The organism is Pseudoalteromonas sp. SG44-1, assembly GCF_014164315.1.
Lineage (GTDB): Bacteria > Pseudomonadota > Gammaproteobacteria > Enterobacterales > Alteromonadaceae > Pseudoalteromonas > Pseudoalteromonas rhizosphaerae.
On record NZ_JACJEW010000032.1, the window covers coordinates 36,515 to 57,573 of the forward strand.

22 protein-coding genes are annotated in these 21,059 nt (G+C 41.5%); 3 read left to right on the plus strand and 19 right to left on the minus strand.

The genetic code is table 11. From position 1 onward, the window contains the following. Window positions 1-324: 324 nt before the first annotated feature. The gene (locus tag H5187_RS14995; RefSeq protein ID WP_182718739.1) at window positions 325-1,149 is read left to right on the plus strand and encodes a polysaccharide deacetylase family protein; all 825 of its coding nucleotides are present in this window, start codon (window positions 325-327) and stop codon (window positions 1,147-1,149) included. Here the strand turns inward: H5187_RS14995 and H5187_RS15000 are convergent. The 14 genes from H5187_RS15000 to yceD all read right to left on the minus strand — a co-directional run bounded on the left by H5187_RS15000 (window position 1,146) and on the right by yceD (window position 12,945). After that, a complete protein-coding gene (locus H5187_RS15000) occupies window positions 1,146-2,999 on the minus strand; it encodes a metallophosphatase (RefSeq protein ID WP_149982362.1) in 1,854 nt (617 codons plus the stop codon). The two genes, H5187_RS14995 and H5187_RS15000, sit on opposite strands and share 4 nt — an antisense overlap. A gap of 7 nt (window positions 3,000-3,006) precedes the next feature. Continuing rightward, window positions 3,007-3,786, minus strand: a complete 780-nt coding sequence (locus tag H5187_RS15005) for a TatD family hydrolase (protein ID WP_145233593.1) — start codon at window positions 3,784-3,786, stop codon at window positions 3,007-3,009. Window positions 3,787-3,797: 11 nt separating this feature from the next. Next, window positions 3,798-4,124 carry a PilZ domain-containing protein gene (locus H5187_RS15010; protein ID WP_145233592.1) on the minus strand — a complete coding sequence of 109 codons (327 nt, stop codon included), beginning with the start codon at window positions 4,122-4,124 and terminating at the stop codon, window positions 3,798-3,800. A gap of 7 nt (window positions 4,125-4,131) precedes the next feature. Then, window positions 4,132-5,028, minus strand: a complete 897-nt coding sequence (gene holB, locus H5187_RS15015; protein WP_149982363.1) for a DNA polymerase III subunit delta' — start codon at window positions 5,026-5,028, stop codon at window positions 4,132-4,134. 1 nt (window position 5,029) lies between these two features. Then, the gene (gene tmk, locus H5187_RS15020; RefSeq protein WP_182793932.1) at window positions 5,030-5,659 is read right to left on the minus strand and encodes a dTMP kinase; all 630 of its coding nucleotides are present in this window, start codon (window positions 5,657-5,659) and stop codon (window positions 5,030-5,032) included. Window positions 5,660-5,713: 54 nt separating this feature from the next. After that, entirely contained in the window at window positions 5,714-6,715 is a 1,002-nt protein-coding gene (mltG, locus tag H5187_RS15025) for an endolytic transglycosylase MltG (protein WP_182793930.1), read from the minus strand. Further along, the gene (gene pabC, locus H5187_RS15030) at window positions 6,709-7,551 is read right to left on the minus strand and encodes an aminodeoxychorismate lyase (protein WP_259398777.1); all 843 of its coding nucleotides are present in this window, start codon (window positions 7,549-7,551) and stop codon (window positions 6,709-6,711) included. Before pabC ends, mltG begins: the two co-directional genes overlap by 7 nt. 54 nt (window positions 7,552-7,605) lie before the next feature. Continuing rightward, window positions 7,606-8,844 (minus strand): beta-ketoacyl-ACP synthase II, encoded by a 1,239-nt coding sequence (gene fabF, locus H5187_RS15035; RefSeq protein WP_149982366.1) that lies wholly within the window; start codon window positions 8,842-8,844, stop codon window positions 7,606-7,608. A 118-nt stretch (window positions 8,845-8,962) separates the two neighbouring features. Then, window positions 8,963-9,199, minus strand: coding sequence for an acyl carrier protein (acpP, locus tag H5187_RS15040; RefSeq protein ID WP_016707440.1), 237 nt, complete (start codon window positions 9,197-9,199; stop codon window positions 8,963-8,965). 240 nt (window positions 9,200-9,439) lie between these two features. Further along, the gene (gene fabG / locus H5187_RS15045; RefSeq protein ID WP_145233587.1) at window positions 9,440-10,186 is read right to left on the minus strand and encodes a 3-oxoacyl-ACP reductase FabG; all 747 of its coding nucleotides are present in this window, start codon (window positions 10,184-10,186) and stop codon (window positions 9,440-9,442) included. 12 nt (window positions 10,187-10,198) lie between these two features. Then, window positions 10,199-11,125, minus strand: coding sequence for an ACP S-malonyltransferase (gene fabD / locus H5187_RS15050; protein ID WP_145233586.1), 927 nt, complete (start codon window positions 11,123-11,125; stop codon window positions 10,199-10,201). Between the two features lie 59 nt (window positions 11,126-11,184). Then, on the minus strand, window positions 11,185-12,228 hold the full coding sequence (gene plsX, locus H5187_RS15055; RefSeq protein ID WP_145233585.1) for a phosphate acyltransferase PlsX: 1,044 nt from the start codon (window positions 12,226-12,228) through the stop codon (window positions 11,185-11,187). A gap of 12 nt (window positions 12,229-12,240) precedes the next feature. After that, window positions 12,241-12,411: a 50S ribosomal protein L32 gene (gene rpmF, locus H5187_RS15060; protein ID WP_002962381.1), complete on the minus strand. Its 171-nt coding sequence runs from the start codon at window positions 12,409-12,411 to the stop codon at window positions 12,241-12,243. Between the two features lie 9 nt (window positions 12,412-12,420). Continuing rightward, a complete protein-coding gene (gene yceD / locus H5187_RS15065; RefSeq protein WP_145233584.1) occupies window positions 12,421-12,945 on the minus strand; it encodes a 23S rRNA accumulation protein YceD in 525 nt (174 codons plus the stop codon). 142 nt (window positions 12,946-13,087) lie between these two features. Here yceD and H5187_RS15070 point away from each other — a divergent pair, with 142 nt between their 5' ends. Next, the gene (locus H5187_RS15070; protein WP_145233583.1) at window positions 13,088-13,681 is read left to right on the plus strand and encodes a nucleoside triphosphate pyrophosphatase; all 594 of its coding nucleotides are present in this window, start codon (window positions 13,088-13,090) and stop codon (window positions 13,679-13,681) included. Window positions 13,682-13,699: 18 nt separating this feature from the next. On the opposite strand, the gene H5187_RS15075 is transcribed toward H5187_RS15070, so the two are convergent. Next, the gene (locus H5187_RS15075; protein ID WP_182798004.1) at window positions 13,700-14,344 is read right to left on the minus strand and encodes an HAD-IA family hydrolase; all 645 of its coding nucleotides are present in this window, start codon (window positions 14,342-14,344) and stop codon (window positions 13,700-13,702) included. After that, window positions 14,341-15,300 carry a 23S rRNA pseudouridine(955/2504/2580) synthase RluC gene (rluC, locus tag H5187_RS15080; protein ID WP_145233581.1) on the minus strand — a complete coding sequence of 320 codons (960 nt, stop codon included), beginning with the start codon at window positions 15,298-15,300 and terminating at the stop codon, window positions 14,341-14,343. The genes H5187_RS15075 and rluC overlap by 4 nt, the downstream gene beginning before the upstream one ends. 625 nt (window positions 15,301-15,925) lie before the next feature. Here rluC and rne point away from each other — a divergent pair. Continuing rightward, complete coding sequence (rne, locus tag H5187_RS15085) at window positions 15,926-19,270, plus strand: ribonuclease E (protein WP_182798005.1); 3,345 nt, start codon at window positions 15,926-15,928, stop codon at window positions 19,268-19,270. Window positions 19,271-19,486: 216 nt separating this feature from the next. On the opposite strand, the gene H5187_RS15090 is transcribed toward rne, so the two are convergent. The 3 genes from H5187_RS15090 to H5187_RS15100 form a co-directional block, all read right to left on the minus strand. Continuing rightward, complete coding sequence (locus tag H5187_RS15090; protein ID WP_182798006.1) at window positions 19,487-19,945, minus strand: GFA family protein; 459 nt, start codon at window positions 19,943-19,945, stop codon at window positions 19,487-19,489. Then, on the minus strand, window positions 19,926-20,651 hold the full coding sequence (locus H5187_RS15095; RefSeq protein WP_182798007.1) for an alpha/beta fold hydrolase: 726 nt from the start codon (window positions 20,649-20,651) through the stop codon (window positions 19,926-19,928). The genes H5187_RS15090 and H5187_RS15095 overlap by 20 nt, the downstream gene beginning before the upstream one ends. A 118-nt stretch (window positions 20,652-20,769) precedes the next feature. Continuing rightward, the gene (locus tag H5187_RS15100) at window positions 20,770-20,970 is read right to left on the minus strand and encodes an SMI1/KNR4 family protein (protein WP_182798008.1); all 201 of its coding nucleotides are present in this window, start codon (window positions 20,968-20,970) and stop codon (window positions 20,770-20,772) included. Window positions 20,971-21,059 lie beyond the last annotated feature (89 nt).

Consider the following 21,059-nt stretch of genomic DNA (forward strand, 5'->3'; position numbering starts at 1 on the left):
TTTACGCTTCGTTTTAAGACAAACAGTTGTTTTATAAGCAGTATAAAAAATCATCATTTATTGGGTTTTTTTACATATGTTAACTACACTTAATATTACTTTCTACTTCTCCCTTAATGAACTTAGAAGGTGTTTTTAAAGTTAGCGCAGGCTCATTAGAGCCATCCCCTAAGCCCAGAACAATGCGGATTCGTTCTGGGCGTTTTTTTGTCTATAAATAAGCTATCGTCTTGAAATTTATTCAGTCTCAGTCACATAGGTAATCATTGCTTTATTACACATAACTTGTTTCTATATATAGACTAAGAAAGTGTAAGGACTACCATGTTAAAAATATCTTCATTGATCATGACTATTTCAGTACTGTCATTCTCTGTTATTGCCAATCCTGAGTCGCAAAAATACCTTGGTTTTAATTACCCGCATAAAGCGCAAAATGCTGTGAGTATCACGTTTGATGATGCCCGTCACAGCCAAGTCGATGTTGGCGCTGCGATTTTGAACAGGCACCAAGTCAAAGCAACTTTTTATGTTTCCCCTTTTAACGTCAAGCAGCGCCTAACTCAGTGGCAAGACGCGGTAAAATCGGGCCATGAAATTGCAAATCATACCAGCAGCCACGTATGTACAGGGAATTTTGAATGGTTAAGAGCACAAGACTTATCACTTGAACACACTACACTCAAGTGGCTTGAAAATGATATTTTATCAGCGCAGCAATACCTAAAAGATCATTTAGGAGTGACCCCTCGCGCCTTTGCTTATCCGTGCGGCAATACATTTGTTGGCCGGGGCATTGATACTAAGAGCTACGTGCCTTTAATCGCTAAACATTTTGACAGCGGCCGAACTTGGTTAGATGAGTCAGCTAATAATCCTAATTTTACTGATTTTGCACAGCTAACAGGACTTAGGATCGACGGAATGAGTTTTGATGAAATCATTACTATGCTGGATCAATTACGGGAAAATAATGCTTGGTTGATTTTAGCGGGCCATGAAATTGGTAACAGAGATCAATATACCACTGACGCAAAAGTACTCGAGCAATTGCTTGTTTATCTGAAAGATCCTGCTAACGGTTATTGGTTAGATACAGTAAGTAACGTTAGCGACTATGTAAAACAACAGCGCAAACCATTAAATTAATCATTGCTTAAATCAAACTCTGTGGTGCGATTATCGGGATGGAGTAACTGATAACGCGCCAGCTTTCCTTGTTGTAATTCAATCAAACTAATCGCTGAATCACTCACCAAGTATTTTTGCCCCTCCCCGATGGTTTGATGTTTATCGACTTCCATCTGCCAACGCTTTGTAAAAAAGTTTAACGGGCTTTTCGGCGCGTATAAAATCGAGTCTAACTTATCCAGCACGTTAATTAATTTACGCGGAAACTCATTTTTAATACCACTGGCAGTAAGTTGCCAAATTCTATTGGGGTGCTTACCAAAGCGTTTCTGTACGGAAAAACAGAATGAGTAATGTACATCACCCGATAAAATAAGCGTTTCTTTAGGGGTATCGTCACGGCGAAAGGTATCCAGTAACTTTTTAGCTGAGCCTTCGTGGGCCATCCAGTTTTCAACATCAACTAATAATGGCTGTCCGCAAATATTAAACAATGACTGAATAGCTTCAATTGATTTAACGCCAAACACCGGTGCGGGTGAGACAATGATCACTTGTTCATGAGTCACTAAACTTTCTTCGAGCTCAGTGAGACGCTCCCAATCAAGTAGACCAGAGGGCTCATTAAAGTTTTGCTCATTACGCCAACGATGAGTGCGGGTATCCAGCACGACCACTTTAGGCACAGTATTCAACTCATAATGCCAATGATTAAACTCGAGAATGGTTTTATCAAACGCTTTAAATTGCCATTGTTTTTGCTCAGAAAAACTCGTCTTAAACGCATCAAGTAAAGCAGCTGTTTTATGACCTGCATCATTGCCAAAGCCTTGCATCAGCCAATAACTGATCAAGCCATTATTAACAATACGGCGGCTAACTGGATGTTGGTAAATAACCTGCTCCCAACCAGCCGTCAAGTTCCAATCATCGGTAACATCATGATCGTCAAACATCATTAACGTTGAAATATTTGCCAGTAGCACCTGAACGTGTACTAAGCCATTTTTAAAATCCGTTAAAGCTGCTTTTTCATTATCAAAAACTTGCTGGCATTTGGGCGAGCTTGCTTGATAGCTAATACTATCAAAGTCAATTAAGTCCCACAGTAACGGGCTAAAATTGAGTAAATAAAGGGCTATAAACTCTTCAAAAAAGATCAAGTGATTTGCAGCTTTTAAGCTTGAAAAATGTGGCTCATCTTTTTTTAGCCAATAGCCAACCCCTATTTTATTGCGTTTTTGCCAAGGGACCGTCGGTAAATATAAGTGGCGCTGATAAAGTTGTTCACTTAACTGTGCAGGTAAATCAATTGCCAGTGGTTGCTCTTGGTATATTCCTAATACGCTGATCAGTCGTTCAATTGCTAATAACATCGCACCAGCAACATCATCGGCATACACTTGATCACCAGAGAGCAGTAAAACATCCGCCCCGGTTTTATTTACACTGCGATTTTGCTGTTGAAAATCATTCGCAGCCACTAAGCTATCTTTTGCAGGATGATGTGGGTTACGGCATGAGCCATGTAAAATCTGCTCAAGTTTTTGCGGGATCACAAATTCAGGGGTGGCTTTTCCTTGATAACAAAAATCACTTAAATCAACGTCTAAGTTGCTGTTTAATAGGCGGTAGCTGATCAGCTGATTAACAGGCAATGTTGCGGCAATCGGTTTTACGATCACAAAGTGCAAGTAAAGATGAGTACCTAAAGCAATGCTCTGTTGCTCACTAAAAACGTCTATATCATCAAATTCAATACTAAATTGTGATGCTACAGACGTTGCAAACTGTATGCAAACCTCTGCAGCATCAGCTCGGCGCACCATCGGCCCCATTATTAATAGAGGAAGTGATGCTGTGCTCATATGCTAATTAACCTTTGTTCACTAAGTTGAACAATGAGTAGAAGTTTTCCGTAGTCGCTTTGGCTAGCTCTTTGTAGCTAATACCTTTTAAATCAGCAATGTAATAAGCAACATCTTGCACATAAGCGGGCTGATTAGTTTTCCCACGATACGGTACTGGCGCTAGATAAGGCGAGTCTGTTTCGATTAATAATCTATCAAGAGGGATTTGTTTAACAACATCTTTAAGCTCTACGGCATTTTTAAAGGTCACAATGCCAGAGATAGAAATATAAAAGCCTAAGTCGATGGCTTTTTTAGCCATATCCCAATCTTCAGTAAAGCAATGCAATACACCACCACACTTTTGTGCGTTATGTTCACGCATTAAGTTTATGGTGTCGTCGCGCGCATCGCGAGTATGAATTATAAGTGGTTTTTGTAACTCGTTCGCCACTTCAATATGACCCACAAAACTTGCTTGTTGCACGGCATGGGTGTCTTTCGAATAATAGTAATCAAGCCCTGTTTCGCCAATTGCTACTACTTTATCGTGGCTTGCTAAATCAATTAAGCGTTGTTTATCAAGTGCGTCTTTTTGATCAAGCGGGTGAACACCACACGAGGCAGAGACATCACTATAGCCTTGAATTTTTTCTAGCATACTAGGGAATTGATCAAGTGTGACACTCACACATAAAAAGTGTTCAACTTGTTTAGCCCGTGCACTATCAAGTACTTGGTCTAAGTTTAAATCGAGTTTATCAAAATCGAGTCGGTCTAAATGGCAATGAGAATCTACAATCATGTTACTGCTTACTACATGGTATAAGTTGGATTACCAGAGTTTAACATAGTCCCTAGTAGTTTTTCGATCTTCACATTTAGGTTCGTTTTATCATCGATAAAACTAATACCAATGCCCGGTGGATTAGAACTTTGCGCGCCTTGTGGCGTGATCCATGTAACTTTTCCGGTTATTACATCATCTTCAAGCGCATCCGGTAATGTCACTTTTAATGCCAATGAATGACCCATCTCATAACGCATATTAGTGCGCACAAATAGTCCACCATTTTTTAAATACGGCATATAGCAGCGGTATAATTCATCTAGATCATCTAAATCGACTAATAATTCTTGCACAATAATCCTACTTATAGCTTTTACGTAAACGATACGCTAAACGAGACACTGCCAACGGCAAGTTCAATCCTAATATCTGTGTACTGTTTTGCACAAATTCGGCCAATGCATTTTGCGCACTCTGATATGAATCAAAATCCATTCCAGCAATGAGTTGTTGTTTTAATTGTTCGCTTAAAAATAAACAAAAGACGCGAACACGCTCTGTATCTTTACTGATAATATCAACTAACGCACTGAAATTATGGCCTTGTTTTAGCTCAGTTGCAAACTTATACAATTCATCGATTACTTCCAGCTGCTCATCTTGTTGCCAACGGGCAATCAATAATGGCTGCTGGGTAAACATTTTTAACCATGGATATGCAGGAACGTGCAGTTGGGAAATCCAATTCATAGCAACATTGGCGTCATTCACTTTTACTTGTGTAAGCGCGCAGCGACTTAAAATAGTGGCCGGTAATTGCGTTGTCGCACTCGTTGTTAGTAACAAAAATCGCTGCGGGCTGGGCTCTTCTAACGTTTTAAGTAAGGCATTGGCCGCCGCTGTGGTCATTTTATGGCAATCATTGATCACCACCACTTTATTGGCATTTTGCGCCGCTGATTGATGCATGAAATCGCTGACACTGCGAATATCATCCACACCAATGCTTTGTCCATCAGCTTGCACTACATATTTGTCAGGATGAGTAACTGCTTGATTTAAATGGCAGCTCTTACAATGCCCACAAGGGACTAAGTTAGTTGCAGACAAGCACAATAATGCATTAGCCAGCTGCTCCACTAAGGCGCGCTTACCAACACCTTGTTGACCATTAAATAATTGTCCATGGTGAAAACGCCCAGCATTAAAACTGGCTGCTAATTGCTGCTCAACATTGCTAAGCCAAGGATAAATCATGTTAATTGTTACTTTTCATAAATTGTTCAAGCACGGTAATAATATCTTGATGTACTAATTGCATACTTTGACCTGCATTAACTGTTTTAATAGTGTCATCACTATATGCGAGTTCTAAATAGCGTGCGCGGGTACGTTCAAAAAAACTCAATGCTTGTTGTTCTATACGATCCAGTTCACCGCGTCCTTTCGCACGGGCAAGGCCCACCGCAGGTTCAATGTCCAAATAAATGGTCAGATCTGGTTTTAAACCTTTTAATACAATATTGGCGAGAGAATCTAACGTAGTAGCGGCAATTTCACGTCCGCCGCCTTGGTAAGCCTGCGATGATAGATCGTGACGATCGCCTAATACCCATTGTCCTTTAGCAAGTGCTGGACGAATAACATTATGTAGCAGTTGCGAACGGGCTGCATACATCAGCAGTAATTCTGTTTCGCTGGCAATCTGTTCGACATGGTTATCTTTTACAATAGTGCGCAGTGCTTCAGCGATGGGTGTCCCGCCGGGCTCGCGTACATTAATAAAATCAACTTTGTGCTGCTCTAAAAACTGTTGGCAAATTGCTATAGCTGTCGATTTACCGGCCCCTTCTAAGCCTTCAATCACAATAAATTTTGCTGCTGTCATGATCTCTCTTTTTAGTTTGAGAAAGCATTAATCGGCTTTCTCGTTTTATATTTTTTACTCTGATTTGCTTAACTGTTTTTGATAACGTAAGTAATCTTGTACTGCTTTGTTATGTTCTTTTAAGGTTTTAGAAAATTGATGGCTACCATCGCCTTTGGCAACAAAATAAAGGTACTCAGACTCAGGTGGATTGACTGCTGCAAGTATTGCCGCTTTTGACGGCATAGCAATCGGCGTAGGCGGTAAGCCATTAATTTTATATGTATTATACGGAGTATGATTAGTTAAATCTTTACGTTTTATATCACCATCAAAGTCAGCACCAATGCCATAAATCACGGTTGGATCAGTTTGCAAGCGCATTTTTGTATTTAGTCGATTAGTAAATACAGAGGCTATTAATGGCCGTTCGCTGGCAAGGCCTGTTTCTTTTTCAATAATTGAGGCCATAATCAATGCTTCGTAGGCCGTTTTAAACGGTAAATCAGCAGCCCTGTTTTGCCAAGCCTCATCAAGTACATTTTGCATTATTTTATGCGCTCGTTTGAGCACTGAGCTTGTCGTATCATTAGCATGATAATAATAGGTATCAGGAAATAACCACCCTTCTAAATGCTGATCAGAGCCGACTATTTGCTGAGATAACTCACCAAGACTTAAATCTTGACGAAGGTACTGGGCTTTACTTATTGCCGCTAACACGTCACGAAGTGACTGACCTTCAATAATTGTAAAACTAAAGCTTACTTGTTTACCTTGATTGATTTGCCGAATGTTATCAAGCACCGTGGCGTTATTAAGTTGATATAAACCAGCTTTTAAATCCGTCAGTGTCGGATCGAGTTTCGCGAGTATCTGATAACGTAAGCACCCATCTAACCATTTTTTAGCTTGCCACTGTTGGCAGAGTTGATTAAACCCCGTGCCTTTTTTAACTTCAAACAACGTATTCGCTGGCGCTTTTAAACTACTGTTAATAGTAGCTTGCAACTGTTGATAACCAACTTCAGTTACCAATAATGCTAGCAACACAATCGATATAATCACTCTTAACACGCAGACTCCTTGGTAAATAAACCATGCAATAATACTAAACTGTTTGCTAACTCAAACTGCATACCATCAATCGCTGTAACAGGCACAATTCCCATTAAGCTATTACAACTAAATACTGCCTCCATTTGCAGCAATTGTTCTAGCTTAATATCAGTAAATTCAATGGTTAACTTATCACACAGTGATTGCAGATAAACCCCTTGAATGCCACAGTTTTGCAAACTTGGACTAAAAACTCGACCATTTTTAATAGCAAAAATATTTGCCGCAGAGGTTTCAATCACATTATTGTGATAATCACACACCAGTACATCATCACAATCTTGCCCTTGCATGGCGCGTTTGATCATTACTTGCTCTAAACGATTTAACGTTTTCAAACCAGCAAGCAATGGTTGCGATGCAAGTTGCACAGGGCTAATAGCGAGTTTAATACCTTGTTGTGCTAATTGAGCGTAGTGTGAAGGAAACGGTAATAGCGACAGTACAATCAATAAATTGCTTTGTTCAGGAAGGCCATAACCACGCCCTCCTTCACCACGTGTAACCACTATTTTTAACACGCCCAGCGAAACCGTCTTAATATACTCAGCGATTGCTTGCTGCAGTGCCGATAAATCCAGCTCACCAAAACTAAGTCGCTGCGCGCATTCAACTAATCGTGCCCTGTGAAGTGGCCAATGCTCTACTTGAGCATCAACTATTTTTGCAGTTGTAAAAAAGCCATCGCCATAATTAAAGCCGCGATCATTGCTACTTATGCTAACGCCTTGCTGTGGCGTGACTAATTTTATTGTTTGCGCTATGTGAGTTTTTTGTTTTGGCATATTTTGCATATAAAAAAGCCCAGTAACAACTGGGCTCTTATTTTGTCTCGTTGTTAAAAAAGATTATACCTTTTTAAATACCAACGAGCCATTAGTACCACCAAAACCAAATGAGTTACATAATGCGTAATCAAGTTTCGCATCACGAGCCGTGTGTGGAACGTAGTCCAGATCACAGCCTTCATCAGGGTTATCAAGATTAATTGTTGGTGTTACTTTTTGATCTTGTAACGACAAAATAGTGATAATTGATTCAACAGAGCCTGCTGCACCGAGTAAATGACCCATCATAGATTTTGATGAACTCACCATCACATCTTTGGCAGCATTACCAAAAATTGACTTAACTGCAGAGGTTTCTGCTTTATCGCCAGCGTTAGTCGATGTACCGTGAGCATTAATATAACCCACTTGATCTGCATTGATTTGCGCATCGTTTAAAGCATTTTCCATTGCCAAGGCTGCACCGGCACCATCTTCTGGTGGCGACGTCATGTGATAAGCGTCACCGCTCATACCAAAACCAACCAACTCAGAATAGATTTTTGCACCTCGGGCTTTCGCATGCTCGTATTCTTCAAGTACGATAACACCTGCACCATCAGCAAGTACAAAGCCATCACGGTCTTTGTCCCATGGACGTGATGCAGCTTGCGGATCGTCGTTTCGGGTTGATAACGCACGTGCAGCGTTAAAACCACCCATACCAATTGGCGTTGAGGCTTTCTCTGCACCACCGGCAACCATCGCATCAGCATCACCATAAGCAATCATGCGCGCAGCGTGACCAATGTTGTGTAAACCTGTTGTACAGGCTGTCACGATAGAGATATTTGGACCACGTAGACCGTGCATAATCGATAAATGACCAGAGATCATATTGATAATGGTCGACGGCACGTAAAAAGGAGAAAGCTTACGTGGGCCACTGTTTAATAACTTTATGTGGTTTTCTTCAATAAGCGTTAAACCACCAATGCCCGAACCCACAGCAACACCAACGCGGGCTGCGTTTTGCTCTGTGATCTCAAGGCCAGAATCTTGTAGTGCTTGTACACCTGCTGCAATGCCATACTGGATGAACAAATCCATTTTTTTAGCATCTTTTGCCGGCATATAGGCTGACGCATCAAAATCATTCAGCAAACCAGCGAACTTGGTGCCAAAACTAGATGTATCAAAATGAGTGATAGTTTGGATACCACTTTTGCCATTTAACAAGCCTTGCCAGGTTGATTCAACATCATTACCTAGCGGCGTCAACATTCCTAAGCCAGTTACGACGACTCGACGTTTAGCCACGGTTTGCCTCCAATAAGGGAATTATTATTTTTCTGGTGGGTATTAATACCCAAATGCGTGGAAATACAGGGTATAGATAGATTAAGGGCAGCGAACGCTGCCCTTAATATGCGATTGATTACTCAGCGTGAGCCGTTACGTAATCGATTGCAGCTTGTACTGTAGTGATCTTTTCAGCTTCTTCATCTGGGATCTCAGTATCGAACTCTTCTTCAAGAGCCATTACTAATTCAACAGTATCAAGTGAATCTGCGCCTAAGTCATCAACGAAAGAAGCTTCATGCTTTACTTCTTCTTCTTTAACACCTAGTTGCTCAATGATGATTTTCTTTACGCGTTCTTGGATGTCGCTCATTCTTCTTTCCTTTATTAAAAACGCCAATGCGTTATTTTCAGATTGCGGCGTAGTTTACGGCGCATAATTCTGTGATTCAAGGATTTGCTGATAATTTTTTATCTGGTCAAACCTCTTGACGGTTATTTGTGTCTTTTATCGCTTATTTTCAGCACGAATTCAAGTATGTTTAAAGCAAGTTAACAAAAAATTCAACATTTTTCGACAAGCCGCCTCAAAACAAAATAGGAACAAAGTTCCTTACACCATGTACATCGCACCATTTACGTGCAAAGTTTCGCCTGAAACATACGCTGCTGCATCAGATGCTAAGTAACATACTGCGGCGGCAATTTCATCCGGTTGGCCTAAACGCCCAGCAGGAACATTAGCAAGCGTAGCTGCTTTTTGCTCGTCAGTTAAGCTGTCGGTCATATCTGTTTGAATAAAACCAGGAGCAACTACGTTGACTGTAATACCACGAGAAGCAACTTCACGCGCTAACGACTTAGAAAAACCAATTACACCCGCTTTAGCTGCTGCGTAGTTAGCTTGCCCTGCATTACCCATTGTACCAACAACTGAACCTATATTGATAATTCGACCGTTTTTCTTTTTCATCATCGGGCGTAACACTGCTTTAGATAAACGAAAAACTGAGCTCAAGTTAGTATCAATGATATCGTCCCACTCTGCATCTTTCATACGCATAAGTAAGTTATCGCGGGTAATACCAGCATTATTTACTAATACGTCGATATCGCCTAAATCTGCTTTTATCGCAGCAAGTGTTGCCTCGATCGATGCAGGATCAGTTACGTTTAACGCATAACCTTTACCATTCTCGCCTAAGTATTCGCTGATATTTGCAGCACCAGACTCGCTGGTTGCAGTACCGGCAACTTTAGCACCTTGTGCTACCAATGTAGTGGCGATTGCTTTACCAATACCGCGACTAGCGCCTGTAATTAGGACAACTTTGCCCTCTAACGAAAATAAATTTGCCATTTTTTCCTACTCTTATTTTGCTTCGTCAATGGCAGTTTGGCTATTCACCGAACCACATACCATTGCTTTATCAATGCGTTTAGCAAGACCCGTTAACACCTTCCCAGGACCAAACTCGTAGCTTTGGGTAATGCCCTGTGCTACCAATGCTTGTACTGTTTCTGTCCATCGTACTGGACTGTATAGTTGACGTACTAATGCATCTTTAATAGCATCCGCTGAACTTGCAGCTGTTACATCAACATTATTAATTACATCACACTTAGGTGTATTAAATGTTAAAGCAGCTAAATCTTTTGCTAATTTTTCTGCCGCTGGTTTCATTAGTTCACAATGTGAAGGTACGCTTACCGATAAAGGCAACGCACGTTTTGCACCAGCTTCTTTACACGCTTCTGATGCTCTGTCTACTGCGGCTTTATGACCTGCAATCACAACTTGACCCGGTGAGTTATAGTTTACTGGTGCAACCACTTCACCTTGTGCTGATGCCAAGCACGCGGCTTTAATTTCGTCATCACCTAAACCAATGATCGCAGCCATTGAACCCACGCCTGCTGGCACAGCTTCTTGCATATATAAACCACGGTTTTCAACCAATTTTACAGCTTCGCCTAAGCTCAACACATCAGCACATACCAGCGCTGAGTATTCACCTAAACTGTGACCTGCCATCGTTACGTCTGCATCTGGATTTGCAGCAAGCCATTGGCGGTAAATTGCCACTGATGCTGTTAATAATGCCGGTTGCGTACGATGGGTTTGATTTAATTCTTGTTCTGGACCATTAAGTACTAATGCAGCCAAATCATAACCAAGTGCCGCTGATGCTTGCGCAAACGTCGCTTTAACAATATCAGATTGCTCTAATAGTTCACTTAACATACCCACAGATTGTGAGCCTTGACCCGGAAAAACAAGTGCAATTTTTTGTGCCATACTTTGCTCTTTTAATTAAACAAATAAATAAATGTTTAAGTACACACCTGACATAGTAATTAATCGTCAGTTGCGACTTTTTTAGTTGAATGTGTTTGCTCGAAGATAGCTGCAATTTTTTCAGGAAGTTGACGTTCCACCTCTCTAGCAGCTTCGTCGATAGCAGCATGAAATGCTTTAGCTGAGGCATTTCCATGGCTTTTTACGACAATACCGCGCAATCCTACCAGAGAAGCGCCGTTATACTGGTCGGGGTTCACCCGTTTATAGAGTTTTTTTATTACTGGCTGTAACATAAATGCTAAACATTTATAGAAAAAGTGCTTTTGCAGTGCTTTGGTAAGCTTAAACATAATCAGCTTGGCAATCCCTTCACAGGTTTTCAAAGCCACATTGCCCACAAAACCTTCACAGACGATCACATCTGATTTACCAGTAAAAATATCACTACCTTCGCTGTAACCAGTATAATTAAGGTAGCTACATTGTTGCATCAGTTGTGCAGCTTGTTTGATATCTTCATGGCCCTTAATGTCTTCGGAGCCAATATTTAATAAACTCACTTTTGGACTATCACAGCCCAGTGCTTGCCCTGCGACAACCGAACCCATAATGCCAAATTGATATAAGGTTTGTGCATCACAATGCACGTTCGCACCTAAATCAAGTAAGTAAACCGGATTTTTTCGCTCAGTTGGCACAGCCGAGATCAATGCAGGACGTTTTACGCCTGGCAACATTTTCAGCACATAGTGAGCCATAAATAATAATGCACCGGTATTTCCGGCACTTACGCACGCTTGTGCCTCACCTGATTTAACTAAATCAAGGGCAACGCGCATTGAGGAATCTTTTTTAGATCGCACAGCAGAAGACGGTTCACAGCTATTGGTGACTACTTGACTACAATGACGAATTATTAAACGAGGATGAGATAGAGAATCGAGAGACTCAAGTTCTTTAGATATTACTTGTTCGTTGCCACATAAGATCAATCTTAGATTGGCATTTGCATTTACCGCGTTAACGGCTGCGGGGATAGATGAACGGGGGCCATAATCGCCCCCCATCATATCTAACGCAATTGTTAGATTGGTCAGCATAAAAGCAATCTCTTATTTAGAAATTACTTGAACGCCTTTGTAGTAACCATCTGCAGTCACATGGTGACGACGATGAGTCTCACCAGATGTTTGGTCTACAGTTAAAGTTGGACCACTGATCGCATCGTGTGAACGGCGCATGCCGCGTCTTGCACGAGACTTTTTGCTTTTTTGTACAGCCATAGTCTTCTCCTAAGAATCTTTCTTAAGTTGTTTCAAAATATCAAATGGATTTGGTTTATCATCTTCCGCTTTTAAAACACCAAAGCTGGCAGGCTTTGCTGAATAACTGCATGAAGCTTCGTTGTGGGTAGCAACTAATGGCACGGCTAAAATTAGTTCGTCTTCGATTAAATCAAAAACGTTAACTTCACCATTTTCATCAAGCGCTACTTCATCGTAGTCTTCTGGAAAAATCTCTAACTCTGTATCCTCACCGACTGGTGAATAAACAAAGTCTTGAACCAAATCCAACCCTAAATCACCATTACAACGTTGACAAGTGACAGTAACATGTGTGGACAAATTGCCTCTAATCACAGCGAAACCTTGATCATCGTTTTTGCAATGAATTTTTACCGCTATTTCACCTACTTCTTCCTGCACAACTTCCCGTAAACGGGTAAGTTTTTCAAGCGGTACAATGCCGTCATACTTTAAACGGTGTTGCGCTGCCTTGCCTGGATGAAGAGTGATGGGAATTTTCACCTTTTGCATAGGGGCTGCATCATATAGATAGTTACTTGGTTAGTCAAAGTAAAAAACCAATTTTAGCTGGTTTTTCGCGATTCATTTCTTTGTTTTGCCAACGGATCTGATTTATCCTAACTCAATCTAATTTTCATTAGGAAAACAATCCATGCAGCACCCGCTTATTTTAGCCTCAAGTTCACCCTTTCGTCAGTCTTTATTGCAAAAATTTAATCTGCCGTTCGACAGTTTTTCACCTGATATTGACGAATCAGCACTACCCAATGAAGCCCCTGTTGAACTTGTAAAACGCTTAAGTGAACTCAAAGCACGCGCAGCCACTGCCCTTTTTAAACAAGGCTTAGTAATTGGCTCTGATCAAGTTGCCGTATTTGAGCAACAAATCTTAGGTAAACCACACAACAAAGAAAATGCCATTAAACAACTGAGTTTATTTAGCGGTAATACAGTCACATTTCTAACGGGCTTATGTGTTTATGATATTCAAAGCAATAAAACAAAAACCCTAGTTGAACCCTTTAATGTTACATTTAGAACACTGACACAAGCACAAATATCTGCTTACTGCGACGCAGAGCAACCCTACAATTGTGCAGGCAGCTTTAAAAGCGAAGGCTTAGGTATTTGTTTATTTGAAAAGCTTAGCGGTGATGACCCTAATAGCTTGATTGGTTTACCACTTATCAAACTCAGCCAATTATTGACTGAGTTTGATCTGGATGTGTTAAGTAATCAAGACTAACTATTTATTCACTACGACTTAAACTAAACGCGCAGCTAGTTGCTGATACGAATCAACTGTCGCAATCGGTGTAAACTCGTTTAGCTGCTGGGCGTTATGCACCCCCATAGTTACACCTAAACGGTCAATATTGGCCGCTTTTGCCATCGCCATATCTATTTTGGTGTCGCCAATCATCAGCGCATCATCATGGCTAATATTGAGTTCATCGAGCAGTTGCAACAACATATCAGGAGCTGGTTTTGACAATGCATCATCACTGGTGCGGGTCGCTACAAAGTAATCCCGTAACTGTGTTTCATCCAGCAAGCGTTCAAGGCCGACTCGGCTTTTGCCGGTAGCAACAGCTAATAATACGCCACGGTTTTTTAATGCCGCTAAAGTCTGTTCTACATCAGAAAATAAGGGTGTAGGCGTGTTATCAAGATGTTTATACTGATGCTTATAACCGGCGATTAAATCAGCGTGTAAATGGCTCTGCTGAGGAAATAACACCGTCACGGCCTGCTCAAGTGATAAACCAATGATATTTTTAACCGCCTCGTCACTGGGGCAAACTACACCACAGACTCTCGCAGATTGATGCATGCAGTTAACTATTTTAGCCACTGAATCCATCACCGTGCCATCCCAATCAAATATAACTAATTTATAGGGTTTCACGGTTTTGCGGCACGTAACGTTTTAATACAATTAGCCAGCGCTTTATCAAGCGGCGCTTCTACTCGCATAGTAGTTTCATTTTTTGGATGATAAAAACTCAAATCGTGCGCATGTAAAAATAATCGCCCTAATCCCACTTTACGCATCGCCGCATCAAATGCTTGGTTGCCATACTTATCATCACAAGCAATTGCATGACCTTTACATTGTGTATGCACACGAATTTGGTGAGTACGACCTGTTACTGGTGATGCCTGCACTAACGAACATTCAGCAAAGCGCTCCAGTACTTTAAAACGAGTATGTGAAGGTTTACCTTCAACGTTATCCACACGTACTACTCGTTCACCTGATTGTAGGGTGTTTTTACGCAGCCCTTCGGTGACATTTTTAGTTTTAGAATCCCATTGCCCATCAACCAATGCCCAGTAATTCTTTTCCATGGTTTTTTCACGTAACTGTTCATGCAAGCTGGTCAACACTGAACGACGTTTCGAGATTAACAAACAGCCTGATGTATCACGGTCTAAACGATGTACAAGCTCTAAACTGCGCTCATCTGGGCGCAATACGCGCAATGCTTCAATTAAACCATAACTGAGCCCACTGCCGCCATGCACAGCCATGCCTGATGGTTTGTTAATGACGATAAGGTATTTATCTTCAAATAAAATAGCCTCTTCAAGTTTGGTTACTACATCAAGGTTTTTAGGCACAAACTCTTCACGTTCAGCTATTTGTATTGGTGGAATACGAACGATGTCATCGAGTTGTAATTTATACACAGGTTTGATGCGTTTTTTATTAACCCGCACTTCCCCTTTGCGAAGAATTCGATACACAGCGCTTTTAGGCACCCCTTTTAAATGAGTAATAAGAAAGTTATCAATCCGTTGACCTAAATGGTCTTCGGTAATCGTGACGAAAGATACTTGTAAGCCGGTTTTTTCTGACATTGCCTAATCACTGATTTAAGTAAAATAATTTTAGTTGCTAACACAGTTATAATAATGGGATAATCACCGTCGCAAATATATATTTGCAAATAACAACGGTGCTTTTTAACACATTAAAACATTCGTGATGCACATTCTGGGTAATTGATCATACAGATCCGAGATAAGTTTTCCAAAGCTTTTATACATACCCAGTTTACACGTGCCTTCAATTAACTCCGATGCGTGTAATATATCGCCAGTTAAGTTTGAGCATGAAGTGTTATTTAATGTTGATGAAAAAAGCAATTTGAACAGATAATTTGTCTGATCGTGACGGCGTACAATACGCCGTTCAGCAGATGTGTTGTAACCGTACAAGTTAATTTAATTAATGGTCGACTCTGGACAGAACTCGAATACGTCACTGTAAAAAAACAGCCGATAGTTTTGGCACCATAATAGAATTTAATAACGTGACAACACGTTATTGTCAGCCAGCACCATAAAGATACTTAGAGTACGGATACAGTACCAAGCTCCCCCACAGACCCAGTCGTGAGATTGTACAAAAAGAAGCGATGGGAGCAACTGAACAGGCGAAAAGTTTCGTCATGTCAGAGACATAACACAGTAGAGTAACAATATGAAACGTATGCTAATCAATGCGACGCAGCAAGAAGAAATGCGCGTAGCACTGGTTGATGGCCAGCGCCTGTATGATTTAGATATCGAAAGCCCGGGTCACGAACAAAAAAAAGCCAATATTTATAAAGGCAAAATCACTCGTATAGAACCGTCATTAGAAGCCGCCTTTGTTGATTACGGCGCTGATCGTCACGGATTCCTTCCTTTAAAAGAAATAGCCCGTACTTACTTCCCACAAGGTTATACTTTCCATGGTCGTCCGAATATTCGTGACGTGATCAAAGAAGGTCAAGAAGTTATTGTCCAAGTAGACAAAGAAGAACGCGGCCAAAAAGGCGCAGCCCTCACCACTTTTATTAGTGTTGCAGGTAGCTACTTAGTCTTAATGCCTAATAACCCTCGTGCTGGCGGTATTTCTCGTCGCATCGAAGGTGATGAACGCACTGAACTTAAAGAAGCTTTAAGCCGTTTAGAACTGCCTAAAGGCATGGGTTTAATCGTGCGTACTGCCGGTGTTGGTAAATCGTTTGAAGAACTAAACTACGATTTAAAAGCGCTGCTTGTTCATTGGGATGCGATTCAGCAAGCCTCTGATGGCGGTAAAGCACCGTTCTTAATTCATCAAGAAAGCAACGTGATTTTCCGTGCGATTCGCGATTATTTACGCCGTGACATCGGTGAGATCCTAATTGATAAAGCCCGTGTATTTGAAGAAGCTAAAGCGCACATTGAGCGTTTTCGCCCTGACTTCATGAGCCGTGTAAAACTTTATCAAGGTGAAGTGCCTCTTTTTACTCATTATCAAATCGAAAGCCAAATTGAGTCTGCGTTTCAACGTGAAGTACGCTTACCTTCTGGTGGTTCAATTGTTATTGACCCAACTGAAGCACTTACTTCTATCGATATCAACTCATCTAAAGCCACTAAAGGCGGCGATATCGAAGAAACTGCGCTTAATACCAACTTAGAAGCTGCAGACGAAATTGCTCGCCAATTACGTTTACGCGACTTAGGTGGCTTAATCGTTATCGACTTCATTGATATGACACCACCGCGCCATCAACGTGAAGTAGAAAATCGCTTAAAAGATGCTGTTCGTCCAGATCGTGCCCGTGTACAAATTGGTAAAATTTCGCGTTTTGGCTTACTTGAAATGTCGCGTCAGCGCCTACGCCCTTCATTAGGTGAAGCGAGCCAAGGCCCATGCCCACGTTGTAGTGGTCAAGGTACTATTCGTTCAAACGAGTCGATTGCATTGTCAATCCTACGTTTAATCGAAGAAGAAGCGATTAAAGACAATACCTCACAAGTTAATGCCCAAGTACCTGTAGCGGTTGCCTCATATCTGTTAAATGAGCAACGCCGTAGCGTGCATCGCATCGAAAAACGTCATAACTGTGATGTGGTGATCATTCCAAATCAACATATGGATACACCACATTATGAAGTAATGCGTTTGCGTAAAGATGAAACAATTGAAGCAGCAAGCTACGAGCAAATCACATTACCAGAACAAGAAGTGTATGAAACATCAAAAACACCAACGGTCGCGGTACGTGAAGAGCCGGTGTTAAAAGGCGTAGTTATGCCATCAACACCAGCACCACAAGCTCAGGCTCAAACAGCCCCAGCAGCGGCACCACAAAGTGTTGCAGCCCAGCCGCAGGTAAGTTTATTTACTACCATCAGCAATTGGTTTAAGGCTTTATTTGCAACGCCTGCTGAGCAAATAGAAAGTAAAGAGCAACAGCAGCAAAAAACAGCGAGTGAATCTCGTAATAATCCACGTCGTAACAATGACGGTGATACACGTCGTCGTAATAACCAACGTCGTCGTAACAATAATTCACGCACTAAACCGCAAAGCGAGCGTACAGAGAGCGTAGCTGAAGAAACGCCAGCAGTTGGAAACACGCAAAACAACGAGCAACAGGAAAGAAACGATAACCGTAACAAACGTCGTCGCAATCCTAACTCACGTAAGCGTAACGATAACCGTAACGATGACAGCAAAGTAGTAGCAGAAAAAACCGAAGCAAAAGCTGACGTAAAAGACGTTGCACCAAGCCAAGATGTCGTTGTTGAAGCAACGGAGCAAAAACCTAAGGTTCGTCGTCAGCGCCGTAACTTACGTAAAAAAGTTCGTCTGCAAGATGAAAATGCACAACCGGCTACAACCAACAATGACGCAGAGCAACAAGCTACGCCTGTTGTTGATGACAAGCCGGCTAAGCCAGTTGTAACTCAAACTGAAGAAGTTAAAGCACCGGTTGAGGCTACTGCTGTTGAAACAACGGCTGTTGAAGCGCCTGAGCAAAAAGCTGAACAGACGGCACCAAACGAGCAAGAGACAGTAACATCGACTGATGAAGAGCAAGGCCAAACGCGTACGCGTTCACGCCGTTCTCCACGTCATTTACGTGCTGCTGGGCAACGCCGTCGTCGCCCTGAGGGTGAAGAAGCTACGCCAACGCAAGGTACACAACCACCAGCATTTATTCCAGTTGCAGATCAAGCCGCTGCTGAATATGAAGCTGAGTTAAAAGCCAAGCAAAATAAGCAAGCTGCAGAAGTAGTTGAAGAAAAACCTGCCGTTGCTGCAGAACCTACTCCAGAAGTGGTTGAACAAGCGCCTGTTGCTGCTGAAGCAACTGAAGAAGTGGTTGAACAAGCGCCAGTTGCTGCAGAACCTACTGAAGAAGTGGTTGAACAAGCACCAGTTGCTGCTGAACCTACTGAAGAAGTGGCTGAACAAGCGCCTGTTGCTGCAGAACCTACTGAAGAAGTGGTTGAACAAGCACCAGTTGCTGCAGAACCTACTGAAGAAGTGGTTGAACAAGCGCCTGTTGATGCAGAACCTACTGAAGAAGTGGTTGAACAAGCACCAGTTGCTGCAGAACCTACTGAAGAAGTGGTTGAACAAGCGCCTGTTGCTGCTGAAGCAACTGAAGAAGTGGTTGAACAAGCGCCTGTTGCTGCTGAAGCAACTGAAGAAGTGGTTGAACAAGCGCCTGTTGCTGCAGAACCTACTGAAGAAGTGGTTGAACAAGCGCCTGTTGCTGCTGAACCTACTCCAGAAGTGGTTGTTGAGGAAGCACCAATGGCAGAGACTAAGCCTACTGCAAAACCTGTAGCACACACTAAAACAGTGATCACTTCAGGTAAAGCAAGTGCGCCAATGGCACAACCTACTGCCGTTGCAGATAGCGAAGTCGCCCATACGCCAAAAGCGATGGCACACGACAAACGTGACGCTATTCCAGATAGCGGCTTACGTGCCGGTTCTATCAAACCAGCTGGTCGCGCGAATGCTGCAATGACTAAAACCATGAGTGTTGACTAACACTTTTGGTTTAGCTTAAAAGCACACTAAAAAGCCGCGTTAATGAAAATTAACGCGGCTTTTTTAATAGCAGTTATAAGGTTAAAGAGAACGATTTACTAGGTTCTAGCTAAAGCAGACTAGCCTAAGCAGAGATACTAGATAAATAGTGATGGAAAAACAAACAGCACATTGCACTTGTTATTTATAAAAAGCGCATGAAGGGTAACGCTGTATTTATCCTTGTTTTAGCGCATACTCATGCAGCAATTCAGGAAACTTTTCCTGCGGTGGAAACTTACAAAAACTGTGCTTTGCCCCCGTACTCGCCCACTCAAGTTTTTCATCCGTGTAAGTTTCAATGAATGGTTTGTAGGTGCGAGAGTCATCTAGCATTGTTGAGCGAACATTTACAAAATCATCCAAACCTTCTAGGTGGGTAAATAACCAGCTCATACAATGTCCACAAAAAAAGTGCTGCGTACTACTGTCATGCAGCCCGCCAATAACAGGCGCTCCAGATGTAATAGAAAAGGCAGCTCGCTGAAATAATGAGCTTAAGCTAAATGCGCTAGACGTCATTTTCTGACAGCCAGTGCAATGACAAGCCATAGTGATCATTGGCTTTGCGCTAACTTCAAACTTTACCTGTCCACAACGACAATGGCCTTTTGTTTTATGAGATGTACTGTCCATTATAATTTTCCTTTAAGTTCAATTTTATCAACGCCGATGCTACGTTGAATGTATCACAAATAACCTTAGCACATGCTACAGGGTTTGATTGCGCTATAAAATGTCCGCCTTCAATCTCAACTTGGCTGAAGCTGGAACACATTGACGCTAAGTACTTCACCGCACTCGCGCTTACCAGTAAATCTCTACTAGGGCGAATATAAGTCACTGGGCAATCTAACTCGCACTGTTGTTTTGAAAGGCCAGCTATGTTGCCTAATCTTAATTTGAGTTTACGTTTATTCGCTGTTTGCAGCGAAGCAAATACGGGATAAACCAACGTTTGGCCACCCGTTAAACTAAAACCAAACAGATAAAGTAGCTTTTTACTTAAATAATTTGCTGACAGTAAGCTAACGGGTAAAAAGCCTGCCAACTTAGATAACAAAGAAGGCGCTGAGATAAAGCTGGCCAAAAATACGATGCCTTTCACACGACTGCCAAGTAGCTTATAAAGCTCATAAGCCACCGGCCCAGAATAAGACTCCGCGACAATATAAATATCTTTAAAACGCTTTGCTATTTCTGCCGCTTGTTTAGCATAAGTTACGCCTTCAAGTGATTCATATGAGATCACTTCAGTATTTATATTTTCAGGCAAGTTTTTTGTCAATTTAGCAAACAGGCGGCCAGTCCCGTCAAGGCCAGGAAGCAGTATAATTTTCATATTTAAATTCAACACCCAACGTTAGCATTCAAATACTTGAACTTTGATTTTGGCCAAGTGCTTTTGTGCACAAAAATCATGAGCAAAAAATATGAAACGCTAAAACGGCAGCAGGCACTTACTCTAACTCTAACCAATTTTCTATCACCCAATCTTTGAAATCACCATTGTGTAGATTGTGTGTAAGATCATCATGATCGTAGTATCCAATATTATCTTTTTCATTTATGGTGAAATAATTTCCATTCTCTTCGCAGAAAACAATAAAATCCTTAGGAACTCCATGCGTATTCTCATGACTTTGATCACCGATTCTCATCAGCTTTGATCACTTGATTTATCATTTTGTAGAGCCGTTTTTAAATTAGCTTAACTGATCATCATCAGTCAATTTATTTAACTGTTTTC

What these genes read in the sequence shown, in the direction of transcription:
- H5187_RS14995 (WP_182718739.1), top strand. Translation starts at nt 325, where the DNA reads ATGTTAAAAATATCTTCATTGATCATGACTATTTCAGTACTGTCATTC.
- H5187_RS15000 (WP_149982362.1), bottom strand. Translation starts at nt 2,999, where the DNA reads ATGAGCACAGCATCACTTCCTCTATTAATAATGGGGCCGATGGTGCGC.
- H5187_RS15005 (WP_145233593.1), bottom strand. Translation starts at nt 3,786, where the DNA reads ATGATTGTAGATTCTCATTGCCATTTAGACCGACTCGATTTTGATAAA.
- holB (WP_149982363.1), bottom strand. Translation starts at nt 5,028, where the DNA reads ATGATTTATCCTTGGCTTAGCAATGTTGAGCAGCAATTAGCAGCCAGT.
- tmk (WP_182793932.1), bottom strand. Translation starts at nt 5,659, where the DNA reads ATGACAGCAGCAAAATTTATTGTGATTGAAGGCTTAGAAGGGGCCGGT.
- pabC (WP_259398777.1), bottom strand. Translation starts at nt 7,551, where the DNA reads ATGCAAAATATGCCAAAACAAAAAACTCACATAGCGCAAACAATAAAA.
- acpP (WP_016707440.1), bottom strand. Translation starts at nt 9,199, where the DNA reads ATGAGCGACATCCAAGAACGCGTAAAGAAAATCATCATTGAGCAACTA.
- fabG (WP_145233587.1), bottom strand. Translation starts at nt 10,186, where the DNA reads ATGGCAAATTTATTTTCGTTAGAGGGCAAAGTTGTCCTAATTACAGGC.
- fabD (WP_145233586.1), bottom strand. Translation starts at nt 11,125, where the DNA reads ATGGCACAAAAAATTGCACTTGTTTTTCCGGGTCAAGGCTCACAATCT.
- plsX (WP_145233585.1), bottom strand. Translation starts at nt 12,228, where the DNA reads ATGCTGACCAATCTAACAATTGCGTTAGATATGATGGGGGGCGATTAT.
- rpmF (WP_002962381.1), bottom strand. Translation starts at nt 12,411, where the DNA reads ATGGCTGTACAAAAAAGCAAAAAGTCTCGTGCAAGACGCGGCATGCGC.
- yceD (WP_145233584.1), bottom strand. Translation starts at nt 12,945, where the DNA reads ATGCAAAAGGTGAAAATTCCCATCACTCTTCATCCAGGCAAGGCAGCG.
- H5187_RS15070 (WP_145233583.1), top strand. Translation starts at nt 13,088, where the DNA reads ATGCAGCACCCGCTTATTTTAGCCTCAAGTTCACCCTTTCGTCAGTCT.
- rluC (WP_145233581.1), bottom strand. Translation starts at nt 15,300, where the DNA reads ATGTCAGAAAAAACCGGCTTACAAGTATCTTTCGTCACGATTACCGAA.
- rne (WP_182798005.1), top strand. Translation starts at nt 15,926, where the DNA reads ATGAAACGTATGCTAATCAATGCGACGCAGCAAGAAGAAATGCGCGTA.
- H5187_RS15090 (WP_182798006.1), bottom strand. Translation starts at nt 19,945, where the DNA reads ATGGACAGTACATCTCATAAAACAAAAGGCCATTGTCGTTGTGGACAG.
- H5187_RS15095 (WP_182798007.1), bottom strand. Translation starts at nt 20,651, where the DNA reads ATGAAAATTATACTGCTTCCTGGCCTTGACGGGACTGGCCGCCTGTTT.
- H5187_RS15100 (WP_182798008.1), bottom strand. Translation starts at nt 20,970, where the DNA reads ATGAGAATCGGTGATCAAAGTCATGAGAATACGCATGGAGTTCCTAAG.